20 protein-coding genes are annotated in these 23,844 nt (G+C 76.0%); 12 read left to right on the top strand and 8 right to left on the bottom strand.

Annotated features, from left to right (window positions below; all coding sequences use genetic code 11):
• Positions 1 to 383 precede the first annotated feature (383 nt).
• From ahcY to LGQ04_RS11740, 5 genes are all read left to right on the top strand, one after another.
• Positions 384 to 1,955: an adenosylhomocysteinase gene (gene ahcY / locus LGQ04_RS11720; RefSeq protein WP_229243884.1), complete on the top strand. Its 1,572-nt coding sequence runs from the start codon at positions 384 to 386 to the stop codon at positions 1,953 to 1,955.
• Positions 1,956 to 2,026: 71 nt separating this feature from the next.
• Positions 2,027 to 3,085: a hypothetical protein gene (locus LGQ04_RS11725; protein WP_229243885.1), complete on the top strand. Its 1,059-nt coding sequence runs from the start codon at positions 2,027 to 2,029 to the stop codon at positions 3,083 to 3,085.
• A gap of 77 nt (positions 3,086 to 3,162) precedes the next feature.
• Positions 3,163 to 4,653, top strand: coding sequence for a sensor histidine kinase (locus LGQ04_RS11730; protein WP_229243886.1), 1,491 nt, complete (start codon positions 3,163 to 3,165; stop codon positions 4,651 to 4,653).
• 26 nt (positions 4,654 to 4,679) lie between these two features.
• Entirely contained in the window at positions 4,680 to 5,339 is a 660-nt protein-coding gene (locus LGQ04_RS11735) for a response regulator transcription factor (RefSeq protein ID WP_229243887.1), read from the top strand.
• Between the two features lie 146 nt (positions 5,340 to 5,485).
• A complete protein-coding gene (locus LGQ04_RS11740; RefSeq protein WP_229243888.1) occupies positions 5,486 to 6,766 on the top strand; it encodes an acyltransferase family protein in 1,281 nt (426 codons plus the stop codon).
• On the opposite strand, the gene LGQ04_RS11745 is transcribed toward LGQ04_RS11740, so the two are convergent.
• Positions 6,678 to 7,496 (bottom strand): RDD family protein, encoded by an 819-nt coding sequence (locus LGQ04_RS11745; RefSeq protein WP_229243889.1) that lies wholly within the window; start codon positions 7,494 to 7,496, stop codon positions 6,678 to 6,680. The two genes, LGQ04_RS11740 and LGQ04_RS11745, sit on opposite strands and share 89 nt — an antisense overlap.
• A gap of 93 nt (positions 7,497 to 7,589) precedes the next feature.
• On the opposite strand from LGQ04_RS11745, the gene LGQ04_RS11750 reads away from it, so the two are divergent.
• Complete coding sequence (locus tag LGQ04_RS11750; RefSeq protein WP_229243890.1) at positions 7,590 to 8,579, top strand: stage II sporulation protein M; 990 nt, start codon at positions 7,590 to 7,592, stop codon at positions 8,577 to 8,579.
• 94 nt (positions 8,580 to 8,673) lie between these two features.
• On the opposite strand, the gene LGQ04_RS11755 is transcribed toward LGQ04_RS11750, so the two are convergent.
• From LGQ04_RS11755 to LGQ04_RS11780, 7 genes are all read right to left on the bottom strand, one after another.
• On the bottom strand, positions 8,674 to 9,975 hold the full coding sequence (locus LGQ04_RS11755; protein WP_229243891.1) for a winged helix DNA-binding domain-containing protein: 1,302 nt from the start codon (positions 9,973 to 9,975) through the stop codon (positions 8,674 to 8,676).
• Between the two features lie 22 nt (positions 9,976 to 9,997).
• Complete coding sequence (locus tag LGQ04_RS17495) at positions 9,998 to 10,120, bottom strand: hypothetical protein (protein ID WP_267494748.1); 123 nt, start codon at positions 10,118 to 10,120, stop codon at positions 9,998 to 10,000.
• Positions 10,121 to 10,285: 165 nt separating this feature from the next.
• On the bottom strand, positions 10,286 to 11,578 hold the full coding sequence (locus LGQ04_RS11760; RefSeq protein WP_229243892.1) for a DUF58 domain-containing protein: 1,293 nt from the start codon (positions 11,576 to 11,578) through the stop codon (positions 10,286 to 10,288).
• A gap of 10 nt (positions 11,579 to 11,588) precedes the next feature.
• Positions 11,589 to 12,653 carry an AAA family ATPase gene (locus LGQ04_RS11765; protein ID WP_372470054.1) on the bottom strand — a complete coding sequence of 355 codons (1,065 nt, stop codon included), beginning with the start codon at positions 12,651 to 12,653 and terminating at the stop codon, positions 11,589 to 11,591.
• Positions 12,654 to 12,745: 92 nt separating this feature from the next.
• A complete protein-coding gene (locus LGQ04_RS11770) occupies positions 12,746 to 14,002 on the bottom strand; it encodes a DUF4350 domain-containing protein (RefSeq protein WP_229243893.1) in 1,257 nt (418 codons plus the stop codon).
• Positions 13,999 to 14,670, bottom strand: a complete 672-nt coding sequence (locus LGQ04_RS11775; protein WP_229243894.1) for a DUF4129 domain-containing protein — start codon at positions 14,668 to 14,670, stop codon at positions 13,999 to 14,001. Before LGQ04_RS11775 ends, LGQ04_RS11770 begins: the two co-directional genes overlap by 4 nt.
• A complete protein-coding gene (locus LGQ04_RS11780) occupies positions 14,667 to 15,935 on the bottom strand; it encodes a glycerophosphoryl diester phosphodiesterase membrane domain-containing protein (protein ID WP_229243895.1) in 1,269 nt (422 codons plus the stop codon). Before LGQ04_RS11780 ends, LGQ04_RS11775 begins: the two co-directional genes overlap by 4 nt.
• Before the next feature lie 118 nt (positions 15,936 to 16,053).
• Here LGQ04_RS11780 and mtrA point away from each other — a divergent pair, with 118 nt between their 5' ends.
• The 6 genes from mtrA to LGQ04_RS11810 all read left to right on the top strand — a co-directional run bounded on the left by mtrA (position 16,054) and on the right by LGQ04_RS11810 (position 23,720).
• Positions 16,054 to 16,737 carry an MtrAB system response regulator MtrA gene (mtrA, locus tag LGQ04_RS11785; protein ID WP_229243896.1) on the top strand — a complete coding sequence of 228 codons (684 nt, stop codon included), beginning with the start codon at positions 16,054 to 16,056 and terminating at the stop codon, positions 16,735 to 16,737.
• 11 nt (positions 16,738 to 16,748) lie between these two features.
• Positions 16,749 to 18,527: an MtrAB system histidine kinase MtrB gene (gene mtrB / locus LGQ04_RS11790; protein WP_308016396.1), complete on the top strand. Its 1,779-nt coding sequence runs from the start codon at positions 16,749 to 16,751 to the stop codon at positions 18,525 to 18,527.
• The gene (locus LGQ04_RS11795; RefSeq protein ID WP_229243897.1) at positions 18,524 to 20,260 is read left to right on the top strand and encodes an LpqB family beta-propeller domain-containing protein; all 1,737 of its coding nucleotides are present in this window, start codon (positions 18,524 to 18,526) and stop codon (positions 20,258 to 20,260) included. The genes mtrB and LGQ04_RS11795 overlap by 4 nt, the downstream gene beginning before the upstream one ends.
• A 184-nt stretch (positions 20,261 to 20,444) precedes the next feature.
• Positions 20,445 to 21,305 (top strand): ComF family protein, encoded by an 861-nt coding sequence (locus tag LGQ04_RS11800; protein WP_229243898.1) that lies wholly within the window; start codon positions 20,445 to 20,447, stop codon positions 21,303 to 21,305.
• A 184-nt stretch (positions 21,306 to 21,489) separates the two neighbouring features.
• Positions 21,490 to 22,149 (top strand): ribosome hibernation-promoting factor, HPF/YfiA family, encoded by a 660-nt coding sequence (hpf, locus tag LGQ04_RS11805; RefSeq protein ID WP_229243899.1) that lies wholly within the window; start codon positions 21,490 to 21,492, stop codon positions 22,147 to 22,149.
• A gap of 320 nt (positions 22,150 to 22,469) precedes the next feature.
• Positions 22,470 to 23,720, top strand: coding sequence for a winged helix-turn-helix domain-containing protein (locus LGQ04_RS11810; protein WP_229243930.1), 1,251 nt, complete (start codon positions 22,470 to 22,472; stop codon positions 23,718 to 23,720).
• Positions 23,721 to 23,844: the final 124 nt, after the last annotated feature.

Genomic DNA, 23,844 nt, shown 5'->3' on the forward strand with positions numbered 1-23,844 from the left:
GGGCGGGTGCCCGGCAGGGGACGGTGCGGCGGCAGTGCGCTCGGCGAGGCAGAGCCCAGCGGGGGCCCGGCGTCGACCCCAGCACCCTGCCCCAAACCGAGGGAGAATGCGACCCGATCCTTTGCCGAAAGGGCAGGATTCGGTCTGGTGCTCGGACGAGAATCCCGCTGTGCGCTGGGAAAACGCCAGGTCGCGCATCGTTACCGGACCGTGACGTTGCGCGACGGGTCAAGATTTTGCTAAACGCGCGCGTGCGAGCGCGTCGCAGGAAGGGACTCCGCCCGGACAGGGCGACCGGGTAGCCTGGTGGGCGCGACCGTCCGGGTCCGCACCCCCAGCACCGCGCACACGGGAGCCCCCAGCGCACGAGTCCGAGGAGAACCATGTCCACGACCGCGCACGCCCCCGCACCCGCCTTCGACGAGGCGCCCGGCCGCTACAAGGTGCGCGACCTGTCGCTCGCCGAGGCGGGCCGCCACCAGATCCGCCTCGCCGAGCACGAGATGCCCGGGCTCATGGCGCTGCGCGCCGAGTACGGCGCCTCCCAGCCTCTCGCGGGCGCACGCGTCGCCGGGTCGCTGCACATGACCGTCCAGACGGCCGTGCTCATCGAGACGCTCGTCGCGCTCGGCGCCGAGGTCCGCTGGGCGAGCTGCAACATCTTCTCCACGCAGGACGAGGCGGCCGCGGCGATCGCCGTCGGCCCCGACGGCACGCCCGAGGACCCGCGCGGCGTCCCCGTGTTCGCGTGGAAGGGCGAGAGCCTCGAGGAGTACTGGGACTGCACCGAGCAGATCCTCGTGTGGCCGTCGGCCGACGGCACGGTCGCCGGGCCGAACATGATCCTCGACGACGGCGGCGACGCGACGATGCTCGTGCACCTCGGGCTGCAGTACGAGCGGGCCGGGGTCGTGCCGCCGGACACGCTGCCGGGCGAGCCCGACCACACGCACGAGATGAACGTCGTGCGGGCCGTGCTGCGCCGCGCGCTCGACGCCGACCCGCTGCGCTGGACCACGGTCGCGCAGGGCATCCACGGCGTCACCGAGGAGACGACGACGGGCGTGCACCGCCTCTACCAGCTCGCCGAGGCGGGCGAGCTGCTGTTCCCGGCGATCAACGTCAACGACTCGGTGACGAAGTCGAAGTTCGACAACAAGTACGGCATCCGCCACTCGCTGCCCGACGGCATCAACCGCGCCACCGACGTCCTCATGGGCGGCAAGGTCGCGTTCGTCGCGGGCTACGGCGACGTGGGCAAGGGCGCCGCGGAGGCGTTCCGCGGCCAGGGCGCGCGCGTCATCGTCTCCGAGGTCGACCCGATCTGCGCCCTGCAGGCCGCGATGGACGGCTACCAGGTCGCCCGCATCGAGGACGTGCTGGACGAGGCCGACTTCTTCATCACGACGACGGGCAACAAGGACGTCGTCATGGCCGCGCACATGGCCGCGATGAAGGACAAGGCCGTCGTCGGCAACATCGGCCACTTCGACAACGAGATCGACATGGCGGGCCTCGCCGACCTGCCGGGCGTCGTGCGCACCGAGATCAAGCCGCAGGTCCACGAGTGGACGTTCCCGGCCGGCACCGGCGCCGACGGGGTCGAGCGCCCCGAGCGCTCCGTCATCGTGCTCTCCGAGGGGCGCCTGCTCAACCTCGGCAACGCGACCGGCCACCCGTCGTTCGTCATGAGCAACTCGTTCTCCAACCAGGTGATCGGGCAGATCGAGCTGTACCGCGACGCCGTCGACACCGGTGCCGCGTCGGCCGAGGACGGCTCCGCCCGCCGGTACGACCGCCAGGTGTACCGCCTGCCCAAGGTCCTCGACGAGAAGGTCGCTCGCCTGCACCTCGACGCCCTCGGCGTGCGCCTCACCGAGCTCACGCCGTCCCAGGCCGACTACCTCGGCGTCCCGGTCGAGGGGCCCTTCAAGCCGGAGCACTACCGCTACTGACGCCCGCCGCGCCCCGTCGCCCGGCCTGTGGGAGCGTACTGGCACGAGTCGGGCGACGAGGGGTGACGGGTGTGAGCGGTCGGGTGGTGCGGTGGACGGCCTGCGGGCTCCTGCTCCTGCTGAGCGGCGTCCTGGCGGTCGCCTCGCTCGTCGCGCGCTACGCGCACGGCACGATCCTCGACACCGACCGCTATGTCGCGATCGTGCAACCCCTGGCCGAGGAGGAGTCCGTCCGGACGCAGGTGGTCGACACCGTCACCGATCAGGTGATGGCCCGCCTCGACGTCGAGGCCATGACGTCGACCGTCCTCGACGGTCTCGCGGCCCGCATCGACCCCGAGGCGCGGCCCCGCCTGTCGGACGCGGCGACGCAGCGCGCCGACGACGCGGCCGCCGCCCTCGCGCCGGTGATCTACGGGCAGGTCGAGCAGCTCGTGCACCAGGTCGTCGAGCGGGTCGTCGACTCCGACGCCTTCGCCGAGATCTGGGAGGGCGTGAACCGGGCCGGTCACCGCGCCGTGGTGTACGTCGCGACGGGGGAGGGGGACGTCGTGCGCGCCTCGGAGGACGGCGTGGTCCGCGTGAGCCTGGGCCCGGTCGTCGAGGAGGTGCGGGCGACGCTCGCCGAGCGCGGGTTCTCGTTCGCCGAGCGCATCCCCGAGGTCGACCCGGAGATCGTCCTCGGTCACTTTCCGCAGGTGACGGTCGTGCAGGTCGGGTTCGAGTGGCTCGCCCGCGCTGCCGCGTGGCTCCCGTGGGTCGTCGTGGCGCTCGCGGCGCTGGCCGTGTGGGCCGCACCCGCCCGACGCCGCGGGGTCGCCCTCGTGGCGGGGACGTGGGCGGCCGCGGGGCTGCTCCTCGTGGCCGCGATCGCCGTCGGGCGCTCCGCCTACCTCGACGCGCTCCCCGCGTCGGCGCAGGAGAACGCCACGGGCGTCGTCTACGACCGGCTGCTCGGGCCCCTGCGCGCGGACGGCGTGGCCCTCGCGGTCGTCGGCGTCGTCCTGCTCGCGGCCGTCGTCGCGTGGGCCGTGTGGTCGGGCGGCCGACGGGCGGCGCCGGCCGGTGGCGAGCCCGAGGGTTCGGACGGGCCGGGGGAGGCCGAGCCGGAGGCCGCGTCCCGCGCGTGAGCGCGGGGGCTGTCCCCCGTGCGGTCCGGCGGACGCCACCCTGGTGCCCGGCCCGCCGTCGTCGGAACACTGGCAGCATGACCACCGTGAGCCCGCACGAGCAGGGCGTCGCCCCGACCGAGGGCACGACCCCGGTACCACCTCCCGCCGCCACCACCCCCGGCGGCGGGCTCGGCGCGGGCGCGCGGGGCGCCGTCGGGCGGGCGGACCCGCGCGTCGTCGTCCACCGCGGGGCCGTGCCGTTCCTGCGGGCGCCGTTCGCGGGGACCACCTGGCGCGGGTACGGGTACCTGTGGCTCGCGCTGCTGCTCGCCCCGTTCGCCTTCACCTACGCGGTGTTCACGGTGTCGTTCACCGCCGGGGTCCTCGTCACGGTCGTCGGGCTGGTCGTGTCCGCCGGGCTGGTGCTCGGCGGGCGCGGCTGGGCCGCGATGTACCGGGGCATGGCCCGTTCGTTGCTCGACGTCGACGTGCTCGCCCCGGCGCCCTACCACCGCCCGCAGGGGTTCTGGCGCACGCTGTGGTCGGGCCTGGCCGACGGTCCCGGCTGGCGCGCCCTGCTGTTCCTCGCCGTGTCGCTGCCGCTCGCGATCCTGTCCTTCACGGTGAGCACCGTGTTCCTCGCCGTCGGGCTCGGCGGCATGACGCACTGGTTCTGGTCGCGCTGGCTCCCGGTGCAGCAGGCGAGCGACGGCACGTGGCACCGTGGCGCGTCGTTCGGCACGGACTGGTTCGTCGACACCCCCGTGCGTCACCTCCTGCTCGTCGCCGCCGGCGCGCTCCTCGTGTGGCTGTGGCCGCACGTCACGCACGGCTTCCTGCTGCTGTTCCGCGCGCTCACCGTGACGCTCCTCGGCCCGACGCTCGCGAGCCTGCGCGTCGCCGACCTCGAGGAGTCGCGCGGGCGTACCGTCGAGGACGCCGACGCCAAGCTGCGCCGCATCGAGCGGGACCTGCACGACGGCACGCAGGCACGCCTCGTCGCCGTCGCCATGCAGCTCGGCGAGGCGAAGGAGCAGCTCGCGCAGGGCGACGACCCGGGCGACGCGCTCGCGCTCGTGGACCAGGCGCACGCCTCCACGAAGGAGGCGCTCGTGGAGCTGCGCGAGCTCGCGCGCGGCATCCACCCTCCGGCGCTCGACGACGGGCTCGCCGTCGCGCTCGAGACGCTCGCCGCACGCTCGCCGCTGCGCGTGACGGTCGACGTGGACCCCGCGGTCGAGGCGACCGGGAGGCTCGCGCCCGCGGTCGAGTCCATCGCGTACTTCTGCGTCGCCGAGCTCGTGACGAACGCCGTGAAGCACGCCCGCGCGACCGGCGTGTACGTCCTCGTCGAGCGGCAGGACGCCGCCGGCGGGCGCGGGTCGCGCGGCGGGAGCGTGCGCCTGCGGGTGCGCGACGACGGCCAGGGCGGCGCGCACGTCGTGCAGCCGGGCCAGGACGGACGGCGCACGGGCCTCGCCGGTCTCGCGGAGCGGGTCCGGTCGGTCGACGGCTCGATGGAGCTGTCGAGCCCCGTGGGCGGCCCGACCGTCGTCACGGTGCTCCTGCCCGCGCGCACGAGATGATGGGCGTCCCCGACGGAAGGACCCCGATGCGGATCGTCGTCGCCGAGGACTCGGCCATCCTGCGCGACGGCCTCGTCGCGCTCGTAACCCGGCGCGGGCACGACGTGGTCGCCGCCGTGCCCGACGGCGACGCGCTCGTCGCCGCGGTGGCGCGGCTCGCCGCCGAGGACGCGCTGCCGGACGTCGCCGTCGTCGACATCCGCATGCCCCCGACGTCCACCGACGAGGGGCTGCGCGCCGCGCTCGCGCTGCGGGCCGCGCACCCCGGTCTCGGCGTGCTCCTGTTCTCCCAGTACGTCGAGACGCGCTACGCGAGCGAGCTGCTCACCGGTGGGGCGCAGGGCGTCGGCTACCTGCTCAAGGACCGCGTGGCCGACGTCGGCGAGTTCGTCGACGCCCTGACGCGCGTCGCCGACGGGAAGACGGTCCTCGACCCCGAGGTCGTGAGCCAGCTCATGGGCGCCTCGCGGTCCGACGACGGTCTCGCACGCCTCACGCCGCGCGAGACCGAGGTGCTGGAGCTCATGGCGCAGGGCCGGTCGAACTCGGCGATCGCGCAGACGCTGTTCCTCTCCTACGGGGCGGTCGAGAAGAACGTCACGGCGATCTTCGGCAAGCTCGGGCTCCCGCAGGACGCCGGCGACCACCGCCGCGTCCTCGCCGTGCTGCGCTACCTCAAGGTCTGACAGCTCGCCCCGGGGGACGTCCCCCCTTCGAGCTCGGCGGAACGCCGCGCACGGCCCGGGGGAGGGTCCCGTTCCGGGCCGCGCGGCCCCTCGGAAGGCTGGTGAGCGCCGGACCGCACCGGCTCCCGCCGACCGAGGAGCGCCCCGTGAGCACCGATCTCGCCCGACCACCCCGCGACACCTTCGTCGACGCCGTGCGGGCCGTCGCCACGCTGTGCGTCGTCACGGTCCACTGGCTCATGGCCGACGCGACGTGGGACGGCCGCACCCTCGCCCTCGGCAACGCGCTCGCCCACGGCCACGGCTGGGCCGCCACCTGGGTGCTCCAGGTGCTCGGGCTGCTGTTCTTCGCCGCGGGCGCGTCCGCCGCCTACGGGACCCACCGCGTGCCCGACGCCGTCCGGGTGCGCGGGCACCGCCTCGTCGCCCGGCGCCTGGCCCGCCTCGCGCGGCCCGTGGGCGTGTTCGTCGGGGCCTGGGCCGTCACGCTCGGCGTCCTCCACGCGGTCGGGCTGCCCGACGGCGCGCTGCTCGCCCTCGTACGACTCGCCCCGCAGCTCCTGTGGTTCCTCGGCGTCTACGTCGTGCTCGTCGCCCTCACGCCGCTCCTGCGCCGCGCCCTGCACGCCGCCGGCTGGTGGGTCGTCGCCGGCCTGACCGCCGTCCCGCTCGCGGTCGAGGCGCTGCGGTTCGGCGCCGGGCTGGAGCGGCTCGCGCTCGTCGACGTCGTCCTCGTGTGGGCCGTGCCGTACGCGATCGGCGTGCTGTACGCCGACGCCCGGGCCGGCCTGCGGGTCGTGCGCCGCGGGCGCGTCGTCCCCGTGGCCGCCCTGCCGTCGCGCCCCGTGCTCACGGGCGCCGGCGTCGCCGCCCTCGCCGTCGCGGCGCTGCTCGTCGCCGTCGGGCCCTACCCGGCGTCGCTCGTCGGGATGCCGGGCGCCGCGATCTCCAACCTCGGACCGCCCACCGCCCCGGCGCTCCTGCACGCCGTCGGGCTGGTCGTGCTCGCGCTCTGCGCCCGGGAGGTGCTCGTGCGCTGGGCCGAGGGGACCGGCCGGGCCGTCGTCGGCGCGCTCGCGGCACGCTCCCTCACGCTCTACCTGTGGCACGTCACGGCGATGGTCGCCGTCGTCGCGGTCGTGCTCGTCGTCCTCGGCACCCCGCTGCCCGTGCCGGGAAGCGCGGACTGGTGGGCGAGCCGCCCCCTGTGGTTCGGCGCGTTCGCGCTCGTCCTCGCCGGGATCGTGCGGCTCGTGGGACGCGCCGAGGGACCCGCGGCGTCGGCCGTGCCCCGGGTCCCCCGGGTGCACCGCGTGCCGAGGGTGCGCCGTCGTGCGCTCAGCGCGACGGGTCGGGCACCGAGTAGGGCAGGCGGTGCAGCGTCTCGGCCTGCTCGGCCGCCAGCACCTGCGCACGCCGCGCGGTGACCCAGTCCCGGTCGCGCCGCTCCGAGAGGACGGCGAGGAGGAACAGCTCCGGGTGGGTGCCGGGCGGCGGCCCGGGCGCGACGAACCGCTCGACCTGACCGGCGAGCTGCCGGCCGAGGCGCTCGCGGGACGCCGGGTGCAGGCGGTCCGCCCGGGAGAGGAACTGGCGGGCCGCCAGCGCCAGGCCGTCCGGGAGGCGTCGCATGTCCGCGTGCCCCGCCCAGGCCGCCAGGTGCGGCGGCATGACGAGGGGTGCGAGCGTGGGACGCCCGCCACGCACCCGGATCGCGTACGTCCCCGCGGCCATGTCGCCGAGGCGCTTGCCCTTGTCGTTCGTCAGGGACGCGATGAGCGCCACCGACCCGAGCGTGAGCCACAGCTCGCCCACGCCCACCAGCGCCCGCAGGAACGCGTGCCGGAAGCGGACGGGGCCGCCGTCGTCCCGCACCACGCGGATGCCGAGCGCGAGCTTGCCGAGCGAGCGTCCCCGCGAGAGCGTCTCGACCGTCGTCGGCACCACGACCATGACGACGACCATGATGACGATGACGGCCGCCGTCGCGAGGTCCGGCTCCACCACGGACATGGTGCCCGCGGTGACGAGCAGGAACGCCCACAGCAGGGCGCCGATCGTCACCACGTCGATGATCGCGCCGAGCGCGCGCGAGATGAAGGACGCCGGCCGCGCGTCGAGCACCACGCCCTCGCCGATCAGGATGCCGTCGCGCACGTCGCCCCTCTCCGTGACGCCCGCCGCGCCGCGCCGGACGGCACGGGCGGTCGCCCCGCCGGGCGACGCGTCTCGTGTGGCAGGGTATCGGTCGTGGACCTCGACGCCTTCACCGACGTGCACCGCGCGCAGTGGGACCGCCTGGACGCCCTCACGCGGCGGCGCACCCTCGACGGGGCGGAGGCCGACGAGCTGGTCCGCCTGTACCAGGCGGTCGCCACGCACCTGTCGACCGTGCGCTCCGTCGCGCCGGACCCCGTGGTCATCACCCGCCTGTCCGACCTCCTGGGACGCGCCCGCACCCGCATCGCCGGGGCGCACGACCCGGCGTGGCGCGACGTCGTGCGCTTCCTCGTCGTCACGCTCCCCGCGGCCCTGTACCGGATCCGGTGGTGGTCCGTCGGCGTCACCGTCGCGTTCCTCGTCGTCGCCGTCGTCGCCGGGGTCTGGGTCGCGACGACCCCGCAGGGCCTCGCCGCGATGGGACCGCCCAGCGTCCGCGAGAACTACGTCAACGAGGCCTTCGCGTCCTACTACGACCCCGGGATCGACTTCGCCGCCGTCGTGTGGACCAACAACGCGTGGATCGCGGCCCAGTGCGTCGGGCTGGGCATCACGGGCGTCTACCCGGCGTTCGTGCTCGCCATGAACGCCGTGAACGTCGGCGCGACGGGCGGCATGATGGCGGCCTACGGCGAGCTCGACGTGTTCCTCACCCTCATCGCGCCGCACGGCCTGCTCGAGCTCATGTCGATCTTCGTCGCCGGGGCCGCCGGGCTGCGGATCTTCTGGGCGTGGGTCGACCCGGGCCCGCTGCCGCGGTCGCGCGCCCTCGCCCAGGAGGGCCGGGCCCTCGTCACCGTCGCGATCGGTCTCGCCCTCGCCCTCGCCGTCTCGGGCGTCATCGAGGGCTTCGTCACCGGGTCCGCGCTGCCCTGGTGGCTGAAGATCGTCATCGGTGCGGTCGCGCTCGCGGGCTTCTGGGTCTACACGATCGTCCTCGGGCGCCGCGCGGTGCGGGCGGGGGAGACGGGCGACCTCACCGCCGACCAGGCGGGGGACGTCGTCCCCGTCGCGGCCTGACGGCGACGGCCCACCGGCCGTCGCCGTCCTCGTCCGCGCTCTCGTCGCCGTTCGTCGTCGCCCCGTCGTCGCGTCCGTCGTCGTGGCCGGGCGATCATGCTCCGTCGTGCACGACGACGCGGGGCACCGCCCCGGGTGCGGCGACCGCGAGCCAGTCCTCGGCCCGGGCGACGACCTCGTCGCGCACCGCGGCGTCGGCGAGCCGGACCGCGGGTGCCGGGGTCGTCCCCGGCTCGGGTGCCGCCGCCGGGTGGAGGGGGCGCACGTCGACCTGCGGGGCGCCGTCGCGTCCCGTCTGCCAGGTCCACGTCCCGGCGACGCGACCGTCGACGAGCACCGTCGCCGCGACCTGGCCGTTGACGCTCACCACCTGCTTCACGGCGACGTCGCCGAGCACGCGCGTCCGGTCGTCGTGGGCGAGCACGACGTTGTCGAAGTCGGCCGTGAGGACCACCGGGACGGGCGCGTCCCCGTCGGGGCGTGGCGCGTCCGGGAGGTCGAACAGCTCGACGGTCCGCCCTGCGGCCGCCGGGCGTCCGTCCCGCGCGCCCGCGGCGGGACGACGGCGGCCCGGGCCGGTGAACGTCACGAGCTCGGGTCGCAGCGCCTCGACCGCGGGGCGCAGTCCCGTCAGGCCCGACCACTTCTGCACGTCCGCGACGCTCGCCGGGCCGAACGCGGCGAGGTAGCGGCGCACGAGCCGGACCCGGGCGGCGAGGACCGCGTCCGGGTCGGACGCCGTGGCGACCGCGTCGAGCTCGGCGGCGTCGCGGTGCGTCGGGTCGCCGAGCCAGGCGCGCGCCGTCGTCCAGGTGGTCGTGGTGCCGGGGCCGCTCGCACCCCAGAGCCCGCGCGGCGGCACCTGGACGAGGGGCAGGAGGCACCGGGCGCCGAACGCGAGGTGCTTCGGCGCGACGGCCGGCCAGCGCTCGGCGAGCCGGCGGCCCAGCTCGACCGTCGTCAGCGGCTGGGCGAGCAGGTCCGTCGCGGCCCGCGCGAGGTCGGCGAGGTCGACGTCGCGCAGCGCGGTCCCGTGCTCGTTGCGGCCGCGCAGGTGCGCGACCTCCGCGGGGCGCACGTGCGCGGTGAGCTCGAACGCGTCGTCGGCCGTGACGAGGTGCACCGTGCCGCGCAGCGTCGCGACCCGCACCACCGACCGGTCCAGGAGGAGGGACCCGAGGTCGTCCGTGCCGAAGCCGGGCAACCGCGACCACAGCCCCGCGTACGGCGACGCCGGGACCTGCGACTGGAGCCCGACGAGGTGCCGCACCTCCGCGACGACCCGCTCCCCGGTGGTCACGCTGGGGCCGGCGCGGGGTGCGAGGTGCTGGCGCGCCAGGAGGGCGCGCGACAGGTCGTCGTGCGCGAGCGACGGGCCGAACCGGGTGTCGGTCACGACACGGCGACGGTCGGCACCGTCAGGACAGGACGATCGCGAGCGCCGGGATCACGAACGTCGCGAGCAGTGCGGCGACGACGATGATCGCGACGCGCTTGTTGCGACGCTCCCGCTCGCGCGGGTCGCTGGGCTGCCAGGCCACGGTCGTACTCCTCGTCCGGACGTCAGGGGCGCCACGACCCTACCCCGCCCGTCCGACGCCGGGCCCGGCCCCCACCCGCCCGACACCCGGGGCGACCACGCGCCGTCGGGCAACAGGGGTACTACATCGCGCGACCTGGGTTCTACCTCGCGGAGAGGACGGCTCTCAGAGGCGGCCGGCGGCCTTGAGCGCGAGGTAGGTGTCGGCGAGCCGGGGGGCGAGCTCGTCGGGGAGCGCGTCCACGACCTCGACGCCGCGCTGGCGCAGCACCGTGGTCACGGCGGCGCGCTCGATCTCGCCGCGCGCGGCGGCGGCGGCGTCGTAGACCTCGGCGGTCCCGGTGCGGTCGGTGCGCAGGGCGGCGACCTCGGGGTCGGACGCGGCGGCGAGGACCACCTGGTGCTTCGCGGTGAGCTGTGCGACGACGGGCAGCAGGCCGGTCTCGACGGCCGCGGCGTCGAGCGTGGAGAGGAGGACGACGAGCGCGCGCTGCGACAGGCGTTCGTGCACGGCTCCGACGAGCCCGGGCCAGTCCGTCTCGAGGAGCGCGGGTTCGAGGGGGGCGAGGGCGTCGGCCGTCGCGGGCATGAGGCGTGGTCCGGCGGCTCCGGCGACGCGGGCGCGGACGGTGCGGTCGTAGGCGAGGAGCTCGACGCGGTCGCCGGCGCGTCCGGCGAGGGCGGTGAGCAGGAGGGCGGCCTCGATGCTCGCGTCGAGCCGGGGTTCGTCGCCGAGGCGGGCGGCGGACGTGCGCGACGTGTCGACGACGATCAGCACGCGCCGGTCCCGCTCGGGCCGCCAGGTGCGCACGACCATGTCGCGGCCCCGGGCGGAGGCGCGCCAGTCGATGGACCGCACGTCGTCGCCGATGACGTACTCGCGGAGCGAGTCGAACTCGGTGCCCTCGCCGCGGACCTGGACGGCGGCGCGGCCGTCCATCTCGCGCAGGCGTGCGAGGCGGCTGGGCAGGTGGCGGCGGGACGCGAACTCGGGCAGCACACGCAGGCGGCCGGGGACGGGGATCGACGCCTGGCGTGCGGCGAGCCCGAGGGGGCCGGAGGACCGGATGGTCACCCGGTCGGCGACGCGTTCGCCGCGCCGGGTGGGGACGAGGACGGTGACGACCCGGCGCGCCTCGCCGTCGGGCAGGTCGACCCGGTGCCGGTTGACCTGGGTGCCGGCGGACGGCGGCCAGGCGTCGCGCACGAGCGCGCGCAGCCGCCGCCCCGAGAGGTTCGTCAGGGTGAGGGTCGACGTCGCGCGGTCGGTGAGGCGGACCGACCCGGGGACGCGGCGCTCGATCGCGACGCGTCGCGGCGAGGCCGCGAGCGCGACGTCGAGCCCGCACAGCGCGGCGACGAGCAGGGTCCACACGAGCACCGTGCCGGGGACGGGGAACAGCAGCACGGGCACGGTGCCGAGCGCCACGAGCACGACGGCGCGCCACGTCAGGGCCACGTCGCGCGCCTCAGCGGGGGACGGGGACGGACGCGAGGACGGTGTCGAGCACGCTCTCCGCGGTGACGCCCTCGAGCTCGGCCTCGGGTCGCAGCTGCACGCGGTGGCGCAGTGTGGGGTGGGCGAGCGCCTTGACGTCGTCGGGGGTGACGTAGGAGCGGCCGGACAGCCACGCCCAGGCGCGCGACGTCGCGAGGAGCGCGGTGGCGCCGCGCGGGGACACGCCGAGCGACAGGGAGGGCGAGTGGCGGGTGGCGCGGCACACGTCGACGGCGTATCCGAGCACCTCGCGCGCGACCTGCACCTGCGCGACCTCGGCACGTGCCCGGTCGAGGACCTCGCGGGTGGCGACGGGGCGCACGCCGGCGGCGGCGAGGTCGCGGGGGTCGAAGCCGGCGGCGTGGCGGGCGAGGACCTCGACCTCCTGCTCGCGCTCGGGCAGGGGGAGGACGAGCTTGAGGAGGAACCGGTCGAGCTGGGCCTCGGGCAGCGGGTAGGTGCCTTCGTACTCGACGGGGTTCTGGGTGGCGATGACGAGGAAGGGGTCGGGGAGGGGGCGCGGGGTCCCGTCGACCGACACCTGGCGCTCCTCCATCGCCTCGAGGAGCGACGCCTGCGTCTTGGGGGGCGTGCGGTTGATCTCGTCGGCGAGCAGCAGGTTGGTGAAGACGGGGCCCTCGCGGAAGGAGAACTCGGCGGTGCGCGCGTCGTAGACGAGCGAGCCGGTGACGTCGCCGGGCATGAGGTCGGGCGTGAACTGCACGCGCTTGGTGCCGAGGTCGAGCGACGCGGCGAGGGTGCGCACGAGGAGGGTCTTCGCGACGCCGGGCACGCCTTCGAGCAGCACGTGTCCCTTGCACAGGAGCGCGATGAGCAGGCTCGTCACGGCGCCGTCCTGCCCGACGACGGCCTTGCCCACCTCGGTGCGGACGGCGGCGAGGGCCTGGCGCAGCTCGAGCGACGGGGCGGCGGGCGCGGTGACCGGTGCGGGCGCCTGCGGCGCGGGGGCGTACGGGGCGTCGGCGGGCGGCGCGTCGGCGGGCCGGGCGGCGTGGGGGCCGGCGGCGGCGCTCACGCGGTCGGCGACGGACTCGGGCGTCCCGTAGGGACCGGGCCCGGTGGGCGCGGTGCGGTCGGGCTGGGGCGGCTGGCCCTCGGGGTGGTGCGTCACGAGTGGTAGACCTCGCTCTCGATCTGGTCAAGGTGACGCGCGAGCTCGAGCAGCGCCGCGTCGTCGGCGGGTGGTGGTCCGTACAGGAGCTGGGCGACCTGGTCGGCCGGGCGCCCGGTGGCGCGGGCGACGGCGTCGACGAGCGACGGCGCGTCGGCGGAGCGGGGCAGGCCGAGGCGGGAGGCGAGCCGGTCGGCGGCGCCGGCGCGCAGACCGGCGGCGGCGTGCCCGCGCGCCCCGGCGCGACGGTAGAGGCGGCCGCGGCCGCGCGTCGTCTCGGAGGCCCGCACGACGACGGGCAGGTCCTCGGTGACGAGGGGCCCGAGGCGCCGTCCGCGCCACAGCGCGACGACGAGCACGACGACGAGGAGCTGGAGCGCGACGACGCCGGTCCACGGCGGGAGCATCGCGGCGGGCTGCTCGGGCCCGTCGTCGACGAGGGTGGTGTCGAACGGGTCGGGCACGAGCCACACGAGGCGGTCGTGCGCGCCGAGCGACCACAGGGCGAGCGCGGCGCGCCCGTCCTCGGCCACGGCGTCGTTGCGCAGCAGGGCGGGCGTGTCGACCGCGCGGACGGTGCGGGTGCCGTCGTCGTGGACGAGGTACGCCCCGACCGTGGGGTCCCCGGGGGAGGGGAAGCACAGGGAGGCGGCGTCGGGGGTGCCCGCGAGGAGGAACCCGACGCCGTCGGAGCGCAGGGCGCCCGCGGCCTGGGCGGCGGGGTCGGTGCAGTCGGGCGTGCGGACGGCGGACCCGTCCGGCCAGTCGTAGGCGAGCTCGGCCGCGCCACCGGTCGCCGCGGACAGCAGCCCTTCGGTGGGGGAGACGAGCACGAGGTCGGCGGGGGTGGCGGCGAGCGCGTCGGCCTGCTCGTCGAGCAGGTAGTCGCTCTGCGCGACGAGGAGGGTCGTGCCCTCGGCGGCGGCACCGACGGCGTCCGCGACCGTCTGCACGTACGTGATCTCGACGCCCTGGTCGCGCAGGACCTCGGCCAGGGCGCGCGCGCCGTTCGGGCCGGGGTTGTCCGGGGCGAGGGGGGTGCCCGACGTCGGGGGGCGGCTGATCGCGGCGAGGCCCGCGACGGCGAGCAGGAGCACGAGCACGGCGAGCGGCCAGCGGGCGCGCCGCCACCGGGCGCGGGCGCGGGACGCGGCGCTCGTCCCGTCCCCGACGACGACGTGCGTCGTGGTGACGACCCCGGGCGCCGCGGCGGGCGCCGTGCGCTCGGTCGGGGGAGCGGGCGTCGTCGTCATCGCGCGTCCTCCCCGGTGGTGGCGCCCGCGGTGGCGAGGTCGGTGCGCGGGACGGGTCGTGCCGCGGCTGCCCGCGCGTCGAGGTCGCGCACGAACGCATCGGCGTCGGGGCCGACCCGGACCTTGCCGTAGCAGACGTCGTCGAAGAGGTGCGCCCCGCGCTCGAGGCCGCCCGCGACGTCGGGCAGCCGCTCGCCCGCGGTCTCCGCCGCCTCCCGGGCGGTGCGGCCGGGCCGCGGGTCGAGGACCGCGCGGTCCTCCAGGGACCGCACGACGGCGCGGAAACGGTCGGCCACCGCGGCACCCCAGTCCCCGGCGGCGGCGGCCGCGTCGGCCGCGGCCCGCAGCTCGGCAGCGGTGCGCGTGTCGTCGTCGAGGACGACGGCGGAGCCCGGCGCTCGGCGCGACAGCCGGACCGGCCCGGCGACGCGGTACGCGATCCCCGCGACGAGCAGCACGAGCACGACGACGACGAGCGCGGTCACGGGTCCGCCGAGGTCGAGCACGGTCGCGCCGTCGAACAGTCCTTGCAGCCACTCGAGGAACCGCGCCAGGAGCGAGGGCTCCGTGCGGTACTCGGGCTTGGCGAGCTCTTCGAGGAGCCAGCGCCGGGCCTCGTCCGCGCCCGGCTGGACGGGCGCCTCGGTGACGGGGCGGGCGGGCGTCATGCCGGGGGCTGCTCGCTCGCGGCCGCGGCGAGCTCGACGTCCAGGCCCTCGCGCCGCATCCGCACGTCGATGTACAGCAGCGCGGTGACCGACGCGACGAACACCGTCGTCACGACGCCGGACAGCACCTGTGCGAGCGCCATGACGCCGAGGAACCCGGCGGACGACCCCGCGGCGAGGACCAGGCCCCCCACGACGCCGAGCGGCTGGCTGACGAGGTTCGCCACGATCCCGACGGCGAGCGACGCGAGGAGGTAGATGCCGAGGATGCGCCAGAACGACCCGCGCGAGAGCGTCCACCCGCGGACGACGGCGGCCCGCAGGCCCTGGCCCTCGAGGACCAGGGCGGGCGGGACGAACAGGATGCGCACCACGAACCAGATGATCCCGACGAACAGGCCGAGGCCGCCGAGGAGTGCGACGAGCACGGCGAGCCCGGGGTCGACCGTCGTCCCGACCAGCACGACGAGGCCGATGTACAGGCCGGTCACGAGGGTGACGAGGAGACCGGTGAGGAGCGAGAACCCGATGAGCGGCCACACCTTCGACCGCACGAGCGCCCACACCTCGCCGGGCGCGGCGCGCTGCCCGATCACGGAGCGGCTGACGGACGCGATGAGCAGGCCGTTGAGGATCGGGGTGGCGAGCCCGAGCACGATCGCCCCGCTGATGATGCCGAGGTACACGGTGACGAAGTCGGCGAAGAAGGCGTCGGCCGTGAGGAGCGACTCGTCCGCCGCGACGAGGGCGGGCACGACGACGCCGGACGCGAGGTAGCCGATCCCGAGCCCGACGACGGTCGCGACGGCGATGACGATCGCGGTCACGCCGAGCATCACGCGCGGGTTGGAGCGGACCGCGCCGAACGACCCGTCGAAGATCTCGCCCAGCGTGAGCGGGCGCAGCGGGATGATGCCGGGCTTCGCCGCGGGGGGCGGGTAGGGGGCCCCGGCGAAGCCGCTCGGGCCGCCGTACGCGGGCTGCCCGTACGCGGGCTGCCCGTACTGGGGCTGCCCGTACGCGGGCTGCCCGTACTGGGGCTGGCCGTAGCCCGGCTGGCCGTACTGCCCGTACCGGGGCTGCGGCGGGGTGGGCTGGGGCTGCTGCGGCGGCTGGGCGGGCTGCGGGTGCCCGTAGCCCGGCTGACCGTAGGTCGGGGTGCCCCACGAGGCGGGCGGCTCGGGTGCCCGGTCGCGCTCGGGCGAGGGATCCGGCGTGCCCGGAGCGCCGCCGTCGGGCGCGCCGGAGGCGTCAGAAGTGCTCATGGGGGCGATGGTCCTCGCTCGTCGGCTGCGGTGCCAGGCCACCCTAGTACGCGGGCACGACGCGCGGGCCGCCACCACGCCCGACGGCCGACGGCGCCCCGGGTGGCATCATGTGCGCATGAAGGTTCGCGTGCTCGTGGTCGACGACGACACCGCCCTGGCCGAGATGATCGGCATCGTGCTGCGCTCCGAGGGGATCGAACCGGTCTTCTGCGCGGACGGGGACCTCGCGCTCGAGACGTTCCGCAGCTCCCAGCCGGACCTCGTCCTGCTCGACCTCATGCTGCCGGGCAAGGACGGTACGGAGGTGTGCCGCCTCATCCGCGCCGAGTCCGGCGTGCCGATCATCATGCTCACGGCGAAGAGCGACACGGTCGACGTGGTGCTCGGCCTGGAGTCCGGCGCGGACGACTACATCTCCAAGCCGTTCAAGCCGAAGGAGCTCGTCGCGCGCATCCGGGCCCGGCTGCGCCGCACCGACGAGCCCGCCCCCGAGCACCTGACCATCGGCGACGTCGAGATCGACGTGACCGGGCACCGCGTCGTGCGCGGCGGGGAGCAGATCGCCCTGACGCCGCTGGAGTTCGACCTGCTCGTCGCGCTCGCCCGCAAGCCCTGGCAGGTGTTCACCCGCGAGGTGCTGCTCGAGAAGGTGTGGGGCTACCGGCACGCGGCGGACACGCGACTCGTCAACGTCCACGTGCAGCGCCTGCGGTCGAAGATCGAGCACGACCCGGAGAGCCCGGAGATCGTGCTCACCGTGCGCGGCGTCGGGTACAAGGCGGGCGCGTCGCGCACGTGAGCACGACGGGCGTGACCAGGGCGCGCCGGTCCTCGGCGTGGACCCGCCTGCGGGTCCGGGTCCGGGCCGTGGTCCGCCGGGCGGTGTGGCGGTGGCGCTCGTCCATGCAGCTGCGCGTCGTCACGTCCGCCCTGGTCGTCGGCGTCGTCGCCGTCGCCGGGCTGGGCGCCTACCTGTCGGACTCCATGCGCGACGGGCTGTTCGAGCGGCGCCTGGCCGAGATCGACCTGGAGAGCGCGCAGTCGACGGCGCAGGCGCGCAGCGCGCTCGACGGGTCGCCCGCCGCGTCCGTGTCGGAGGCGCAGGCGCTGCTGTACGACGTCTACGCGATGCTCCTGTCGAGCGGGTCGACGACGCGCGACGTGTTCCTCTGGCGCCCCGAGGACGCCCCGTCGAACGGCCTGCTCGACGTCTCGTCGGACGACCAGCTCGAGAGCCTCGTCTCGCCGGAGATGCGCGAGGCGACGCTGGAGGCCGACGGCGCGCAGCGGCTCCAGCCGGTCGCGGTCCCCGTCCGGCCCGCGGACCCCGCCTCGCCCGTCGTCCCGGGCGTCGTCGTCGGCACGACGGTCGACGTGCCCGTCGCCGGGACGTACGAGCTGTACTACCTGTACGACCTGCGCACCGACCAGCAGACGCTCGACTTCCTCCAGGGGGTCCTGCTCATCGGCGCGCTGGTGCTCCTCGCGCTGCTCGTGGGCATCACGGCGCTCGTCACGCGGCAGGCCGTGCTGCCCGTCCGGGAGGCCGCGGCCGTCGCCGAGCGGCTCGCCGACGGGCGCCTCGACGAGCGCCTGCCGGTCAAGGGGCACGACGAGATGGCCCTGCTGGCCCGCACGCTCAACGAGATGGCCGCGAGCCTGCAGGACCAGATCGGCCGCATGGAGGAGCTGTCCATGCTGCAGCGGCGGTTCGTCTCGGACGTGTCCCACGAGCTGCGGACGCCGCTCACGACGATCCGCATGGCGTCCGAGGTGCTGCACTCCTCGCGCGAGGACTTCGACCCCGTGTCCCGCCGGTCCACCGAGCTCCTGCAGGCACAGCTCGACCGGTTCGAGGATTTGCTCGCGGACCTGCTGGAGATCAGCCGGTTCGACGCGGGCGCCGCCGTGCTCGACGCGGAGCGGCGCGACGTGCGCGACGTCGTCACCGCCGCCGTCGACCACGCCGCGCCCCTCGCGGAGCGCAAGGGCGTGTGGCTGTCGGTGCACCTCGCGGACGAGCGCCTCACGGCGGACGTCGACCCGCGGCGCGTCGAGAGGATCGTGCGCAACCTCGTGGTCAACGCCATCGAGCACGCCGAGGACAAGCCCGTCGAGGTGACCGTGGCGGGCGACGGGCACGCGGTGGCCGTCGTCGTGCGGGACCACGGGGTCGGCATGACGGTGGACGAGGTGCAGCACGTGTTCGACCGGTTCTGGCGCGCCGACCCGGCGCGCGCCCGCACGACGGGCGGCACGGGGCTCGGCCTCGCGATCTCCCTGGAGGACGCCCACCTGCACGGTGGGTGGCTCGAGGCGTGGGGGCGTCCGTCGCGGGGCGCGAGCTTCCGCCTCACGCTCCCGCGCCGCGCGGGCATCCGGCTGCAGTCCTCGCCCCTGCCCCTGGTCACGGAGGCGACCGCGGACCGCGGGCTCGGCGCGGCGTGGGAGGAGGCGCCCGCCGTCGCCGAGGACGTCGACGGCACGGTCGGCCCCGCGGACCTGCCGTCGGTGACGGGCGGCATCCCCGTCGTCCTGCCGCCGGGCGACGCGGACGAACCCACCCTCGACGCACGGGAGGCCCGATGACGACGACATCCTCGCGGCGCGCGGGCCTCGTCCTGCGCCGGGCGCGCGCGGCGCTCGCGGCCGTCGCGACGCTCGCGCTCGTCGGCACCGTGTCGGCGTGCACGTCGATCCCGACCCAGGGGCCGGTGATGGACGGCGAGGCGGTCGTGTCCCAGCCCGGGCCCGCGTTCGTGCGCGCCGACGCGCCGCGCGAGGACGCGTCGCCCGAGCAGATCGTGCGCGGCTTCCTCGCCGCGCAGGCGCAGGGCGGCTCGGGCTCGTTCGACGTCGCCACGCAGTTCCTCACCCCGGAGACGGCCTCGACGTGGTCGCCCCTCGCCCAGGTCGCCGTGCTTGAGACGGAGCCCGAGCTCCAGGTCGACGAGTCGACCGTCGACGACGGCGCCGTCACCGTCCGCGCGACCGCCGACGTCGCCGGGGTCGTCGACGAGCACGGCGTCTACACGGAACAGCTCCCCGGCGCCACGACGGAGCTCGTCTACGGCCTCGTCCTCGACGAGGACGGGCAGTGGCGCGTCGAGACGACGGACGACGGCGTCGCGATCTCCGTGACGAACTTCGACACGACGTACCGCGAGACCAACCTCTACTTCCCGACCGTCGACCGGCGCTACCTCGTGCCCGACGAGCGGTGGTTCCCGCAGCGCACCTGGCAGACCTTCGCGGTCCGGGAGATGCTCGCCGGGCCCGTCCCGTGGCTCGCCGGCGCGGTGACGACGGTCGCGCCCGAGGGCACCGCGCTGAGCATCGACTCGGTCGTGCCCGACGGCACCGGGCCGATCCAGGTGTCCCTGACCGGCCCCGCCGCGGAGGCAGGACCGGAGGACCGCGGCCTGCTCGTCGCCCAGCTCGAGGCGTCGCTCGGCGACCCCTCACCTCGCGAGGTGCAGATCGTCGTCGACGGCGCGCCCCTCGTCGCGGAGGACTCGACCGCGCGCGCGGCCGTCACGCCCAACGACGCTGTCGTGCTCGCCGAGGGCCAGGTCATGAGCCTCGTCGGCCGGACCACCGAGCCCCTGGAGTCCGTCGCCCCGCTGACCGGGCTGCAGCCGACCGCCCTCGCCTTCACCGGGGCGTCGTCGGACGCGACCCTCGTCGTGCGTGACGCGTCGGACCGCATCGTCACCGCCCCCACCGAGGACGCCCCCTCCGCGACGCTGCTCGCCGGCGAGGACCTCCTCGCGCCGAGCGTCGACCGGTTCGGCCTCGTGTGGAGCGGCCCCCAGGTCCAGGCGGGCTCCGTCCAGGTGGTCGACCTCGAGGCCCGCGTCCGGGAGGTCGCCGCGCCCTGGCTCGAGGGCCGCACCGTCATGTCGCTGCGGGTCGCGCCCGACGGCGCGCGCGTCGCCGTCGTGAGCGCCACCGCGTCCGGGGTGCAGGTGCACGTCGCCGGGGTGGTGCGCGACGAGGACGGCTGGCCCGTCGAGCTCACCGAGCCCGTGCGCGTCGGTCAGCCGCTCGTCGCGGCGACGCAGGTCGTGTGGGTCGACCGGACGCTCCTCGGCGTCCTCGGCCGGTCCGACGGCGACAGCGCGCCCGTCGTGCACCTCGTCCCCGTCGGCGGGCACACGAGCAAGACGTCGCCCCTGGAGGACGCGGTCTCCCTCGCCGCCGCCAGCGGGGTGGGCTCCATGCTGCTCGGCACGAGCGACGGCAGCCTCTTCGCGGCGAGCTCGTCGTCGCTGTGGACCCGTGTCGCCACCGAGGTGCGGCTGCCCACCTATCCCGGGTGACCGTCCGGGGTGACCGTCCCGGGTGATCGCGCCGGGTGGTCGCCCCAGGTGCCCGACGGCGCCCGTCGTCGAGCACCCGGCCCCGTGCGGCCCTGGCCGTGCACAGTCCAGCCGACGGGCGCGTCGTCCACAGCCCCGGCGTCGTCGGGCCGGCACGCGGTCACGACGGGGCGAGGATGCGGCCGTGCACGACCCCGACCGCACCGTCCGTCACGTCCTCGCGCGCGCCGTGCTCGACGTCGCGCGGCTCGTCGTCCCCGTCGCGTGCGCCGGCTGCGGGGCACCGGACGTGCCCTGGTGCGACCCCTGCCTCGAGCCCGTCCGCGGTCCGGCGCGCCGCCGCGAGGACGGGGCGCCCCGGCTCGACCGGCTCGACGGCGTCGCCCCGCTGCCGGTCTGGGCGCCCGCCGACTACGCGGGCCCGCTGCGCGACGTCGTCGTCGCGTGGAAGGACCGCGGGCGGGCCGACCTCGACGCCCCGCTGCGACGCGCGGCGCGCCACGCCGGTGCCGCGCTGCGCGCCGCCGGGCTCGGCGGCCCCGGCACGCTCGTCGTCCCCGCCCCGACGACCGGCGCCGCGCGTCGCGCCCGCGGACGCGACCCCGTCGCCGGGCTCGCCCGCGCCTTCGCCACCGGGCTCGCAGCCGCGCACGCCGCCCCCCTCGCGCAACGCCGCGCCGCCCGCGACCAGGTCGGCCTCGGCTCGCGCGCCCGCGGCGCACGGCTCGGCACCGTCGTCGTCCGCCGACGCGCCGCGGCCGCGCTCGCACGGGACCGGCCGGCCGTCGTGCTCGTCGACGACGTGCTCACCACCGGGGCGACGCTCGCCGCCTGCGAGACCGCGCTCGCGTCGCTCGGCGTCCCCGTGCTCGGGGCGTTCGTGCTCGCCGCGACCCCCGCGCCCGACGCCGCGACCACCCTCGGGCGGGCCGCTCCGGCGCCCCGCGACCGAGCCCCCGCCAGCCCGACGCCGCACGACCGACGAAGGTCCCGAGGTTCACCGTCCGTTGAGCCTGCCTTCACCTCCCGGACGGGGTTACGCTGAGGTCCAGTCGCCGCGGACGGTCGGTCCCGCAGCCCGTGGACGGGCCGCCGCGCGAGCGGACGAGCGCACGGCCCCCGAGGCCGCGAGGAGGTGGTAGCCACTCGGCACCCCGGGCGGGTGCCCCACCAGACCCGCACAGGCGCTCGGGAGCCCGGGCGTCTTCGAGACCCTCGTGGAGGCTCACATGGAGATCGTCGTCGTCGGCAGGCACACCGAGGTGGCCGACCGGTTCCGCCAGCACGCGGAGGACAAGCTCGCCAAGGTCCAGCAGCTCTCGCCCACGGCCCAGCGCGTGGACGTCGAGGTCACCCACGAGAACAACCCCCGGCTGTCCGGGGTCCGGGAACGCGTCGAGCTCACGGTCCGCGCCAAGGGCCCCGTGGTCCGGGCCGAGGCCGCCGCCGACGACAGGTTCGGCGCCCTCGACCTCGCCATGGACAAGCTCTCCGAGCGGCTGCGCCGCGCACGCGACCGCCGCAAGGACCACCGGAACCACTCCGTCGTGCCGCCCGTCGACGTCCGTCCCTTCGACCCCGAGACGCACGGCACGCCCCCGCCGCCCGCGCCCACCACGCCCACCGCGCCCGGCGAGGCCGTGGAGACGACGCTCGGGGACGGGGACTCGCCGGTCGTCATCCGGCAGAAGCTCCACACGGCCGAGCCCATGACCGTCGACGACGCCCTGTACGAGATGGAGATGGTCGGGCACGACTTCTTCCTCTTCGTCGACGTCGAGACGTCGAGGCCGTCCGTCGCGTACCGCCGCCGCGGCTGGTCGTACGGCGTCGTCGCGCTCGACACGTCCTGCGACTGCACCGAGGCGGCCGTCGAGAAGACCGCCTGAAACCTCGCCGCGGGCCGGGGCGACCCTCTGGTCGTCCCGGCCTACCATCCGCCCGCTCGTCCCTCGCGGGCTCCCGCCAGACCCGCCACGGTCGCGCGCGCCCGCCCCCACCCCGTCCTGCGGTGCCGTCCGGCCGAGGTAGGGCCCTGGTTCGCCGAGGTAGAACTCTGGTCGGTCGAGGGAGAACTCAGGTTCGCTGAAGTAGAGCCCTGGTGCGCCGGAAGCGGGTCGGGTGACCGGGCGGCGTCGGGCATCCGGGCCGTGTGGGTGGTGCGGGGCAGGATCGTCGGGTGGTCACCATCCCCGCGGGCGCCGAGTCGATGTCCCTCGCGCAGGCGCGCCGCGTCGCGCTCGCCGCCCAGGGCCTGCACCGGCCGCGGCCGTTCGGGGGTGCCGGGGGAGAGGGTCGGGCCGGGGCGCCGACGATGCGCCACGTGCAGGGTGTGATCGACCGCCTGGGTCTCCTGCAGATCGACTCGGTCAACGTGCTCGCCCGGGCGCACCTCATGCCGTTGTACGCGCGGATCGGCCCGTACGACACGGGCCTGCTCGACCGTGCGGCGGGTCGTGCCCCGCGGCGGCTCGTGGAGGCGTGGGCGCACGTCGCGTCGTACGTGCCGCCCGGGACGTGGCCGCTGCTGGAGTGGCGCCGCCGGAGGTACCGGACGGAGGCGTGGGGCACGATCAGCGCCGTCGAGATGACGCACTCGGACGCCGTCGAGGACGTGCGGCGGGTGGTGACGGAGCGGGGGCCCGTCACCGCGAGCGAGGTGCACGACGTCCTGGAGGGCGAGGGGCGGGCGCACCCGCGGGACGAACGTGTCGAGTGGGGCTGGAACTGGTCGGTGGCGAAGCGCGCGCTCGAGTTCCTCTTCTTCACGGGCGAGGTCACGTCGGCCCGTCGCAACGGCGCGTTCGAGCGGTGCTACGACCTCACCGAGCGCGTGCTGCCGCCCGCGGTGCTCGCCGTGCCGCCCGTCTCGGACGCGGACGCCGTGCGGGCGCTGCTCGAGATCGGGGCCCGCGCGCACGGGGTGGGGACGCTGCGGTGCTTCAAGGACTACTTCCGCCTCGCCGGCCCGGCGGTCCGCACGGCCCTCGGGGAGCTCGTCGAGGCGGGGACGTTGCGACCGGTCGTCGTGCGCGGGTGGGACGAGCCGACCTACCTGCACGCCGACGCGTCGCTGCCGCGGCGGGCCACCGCCTGCACGCTGCTCAACCCGTTCGACCCCCTCGTGTTCGAGCGCACGCGCCTCGAACGGCTCTTCGACGTCCGGTACCGCATCGAGATCTACGTCCCCGCGGCGAAGCGCGTGCACGGCTACTACGTGCTGCCGTTCCTCGAGGGGGAGGACCTCACGGCGCGGGTCGACCTCAAGGCGGACCGACGCGCGGGTGTGCTGCGGGTGCTCTCGGCGCACCGGGAGCGGACGGCGGGGCCGGCCACCGCAGGTCGGCTCGCCGCGGAGCTGCGGGTGCTGGGGGAGTGGCTCGGGGCCCCCACGATCGACGTCGCACCGGTGGGCGACCTCGCCCCGGCCCTCGCGGCGGAGGTCGCAGCCCTGGGCTGACACGTGGGGCACGGGGCCGACGCCGCGGACGGGCGACCGGGGTCGTGGCACCCCAGGCCGGTTCGTCGTGGGCGAAACCCGGGCGGGACCGGGGCGCCCCGGACTCCCCTACGATGTTGTGTGA

Origin of the sequence: Cellulosimicrobium marinum (genome assembly GCF_020551945.1) — a bacterium.
GTDB lineage: Bacteria > Actinomycetota > Actinomycetes > Actinomycetales > Cellulomonadaceae > Cellulosimicrobium > Cellulosimicrobium marinum.

Excerpts from the sequence above, each read along its gene's own strand:
- ahcY (WP_229243884.1), top strand. The coding sequence starts at position 384 with ATGTCCACGACCGCGCACGCCCCCGCACCCGCCTTCGACGAGGCGCCC.
- LGQ04_RS11730 (WP_229243886.1), top strand. The coding sequence starts at position 3,163 with ATGACCACCGTGAGCCCGCACGAGCAGGGCGTCGCCCCGACCGAGGGC.
- LGQ04_RS11735 (WP_229243887.1), top strand. The coding sequence starts at position 4,680 with ATGCGGATCGTCGTCGCCGAGGACTCGGCCATCCTGCGCGACGGCCTC.
- LGQ04_RS11770 (WP_229243893.1), bottom strand. The coding sequence starts at position 14,002 with ATGACGACGACGCCCGCTCCCCCGACCGAGCGCACGGCGCCCGCCGCG.
- LGQ04_RS11775 (WP_229243894.1), bottom strand. The coding sequence starts at position 14,670 with ATGACGCCCGCCCGCCCCGTCACCGAGGCGCCCGTCCAGCCGGGCGCG.
- LGQ04_RS11780 (WP_229243895.1), bottom strand. The coding sequence starts at position 15,935 with ATGAGCACTTCTGACGCCTCCGGCGCGCCCGACGGCGGCGCTCCGGGC.
- mtrA (WP_229243896.1), top strand. The coding sequence starts at position 16,054 with ATGAAGGTTCGCGTGCTCGTGGTCGACGACGACACCGCCCTGGCCGAG.
- LGQ04_RS11795 (WP_229243897.1), top strand. The coding sequence starts at position 18,524 with ATGACGACGACATCCTCGCGGCGCGCGGGCCTCGTCCTGCGCCGGGCG.
- hpf (WP_229243899.1), top strand. The coding sequence starts at position 21,490 with ATGGAGATCGTCGTCGTCGGCAGGCACACCGAGGTGGCCGACCGGTTC.
- LGQ04_RS11810 (WP_229243930.1), top strand. The coding sequence starts at position 22,470 with ATGTCCCTCGCGCAGGCGCGCCGCGTCGCGCTCGCCGCCCAGGGCCTG.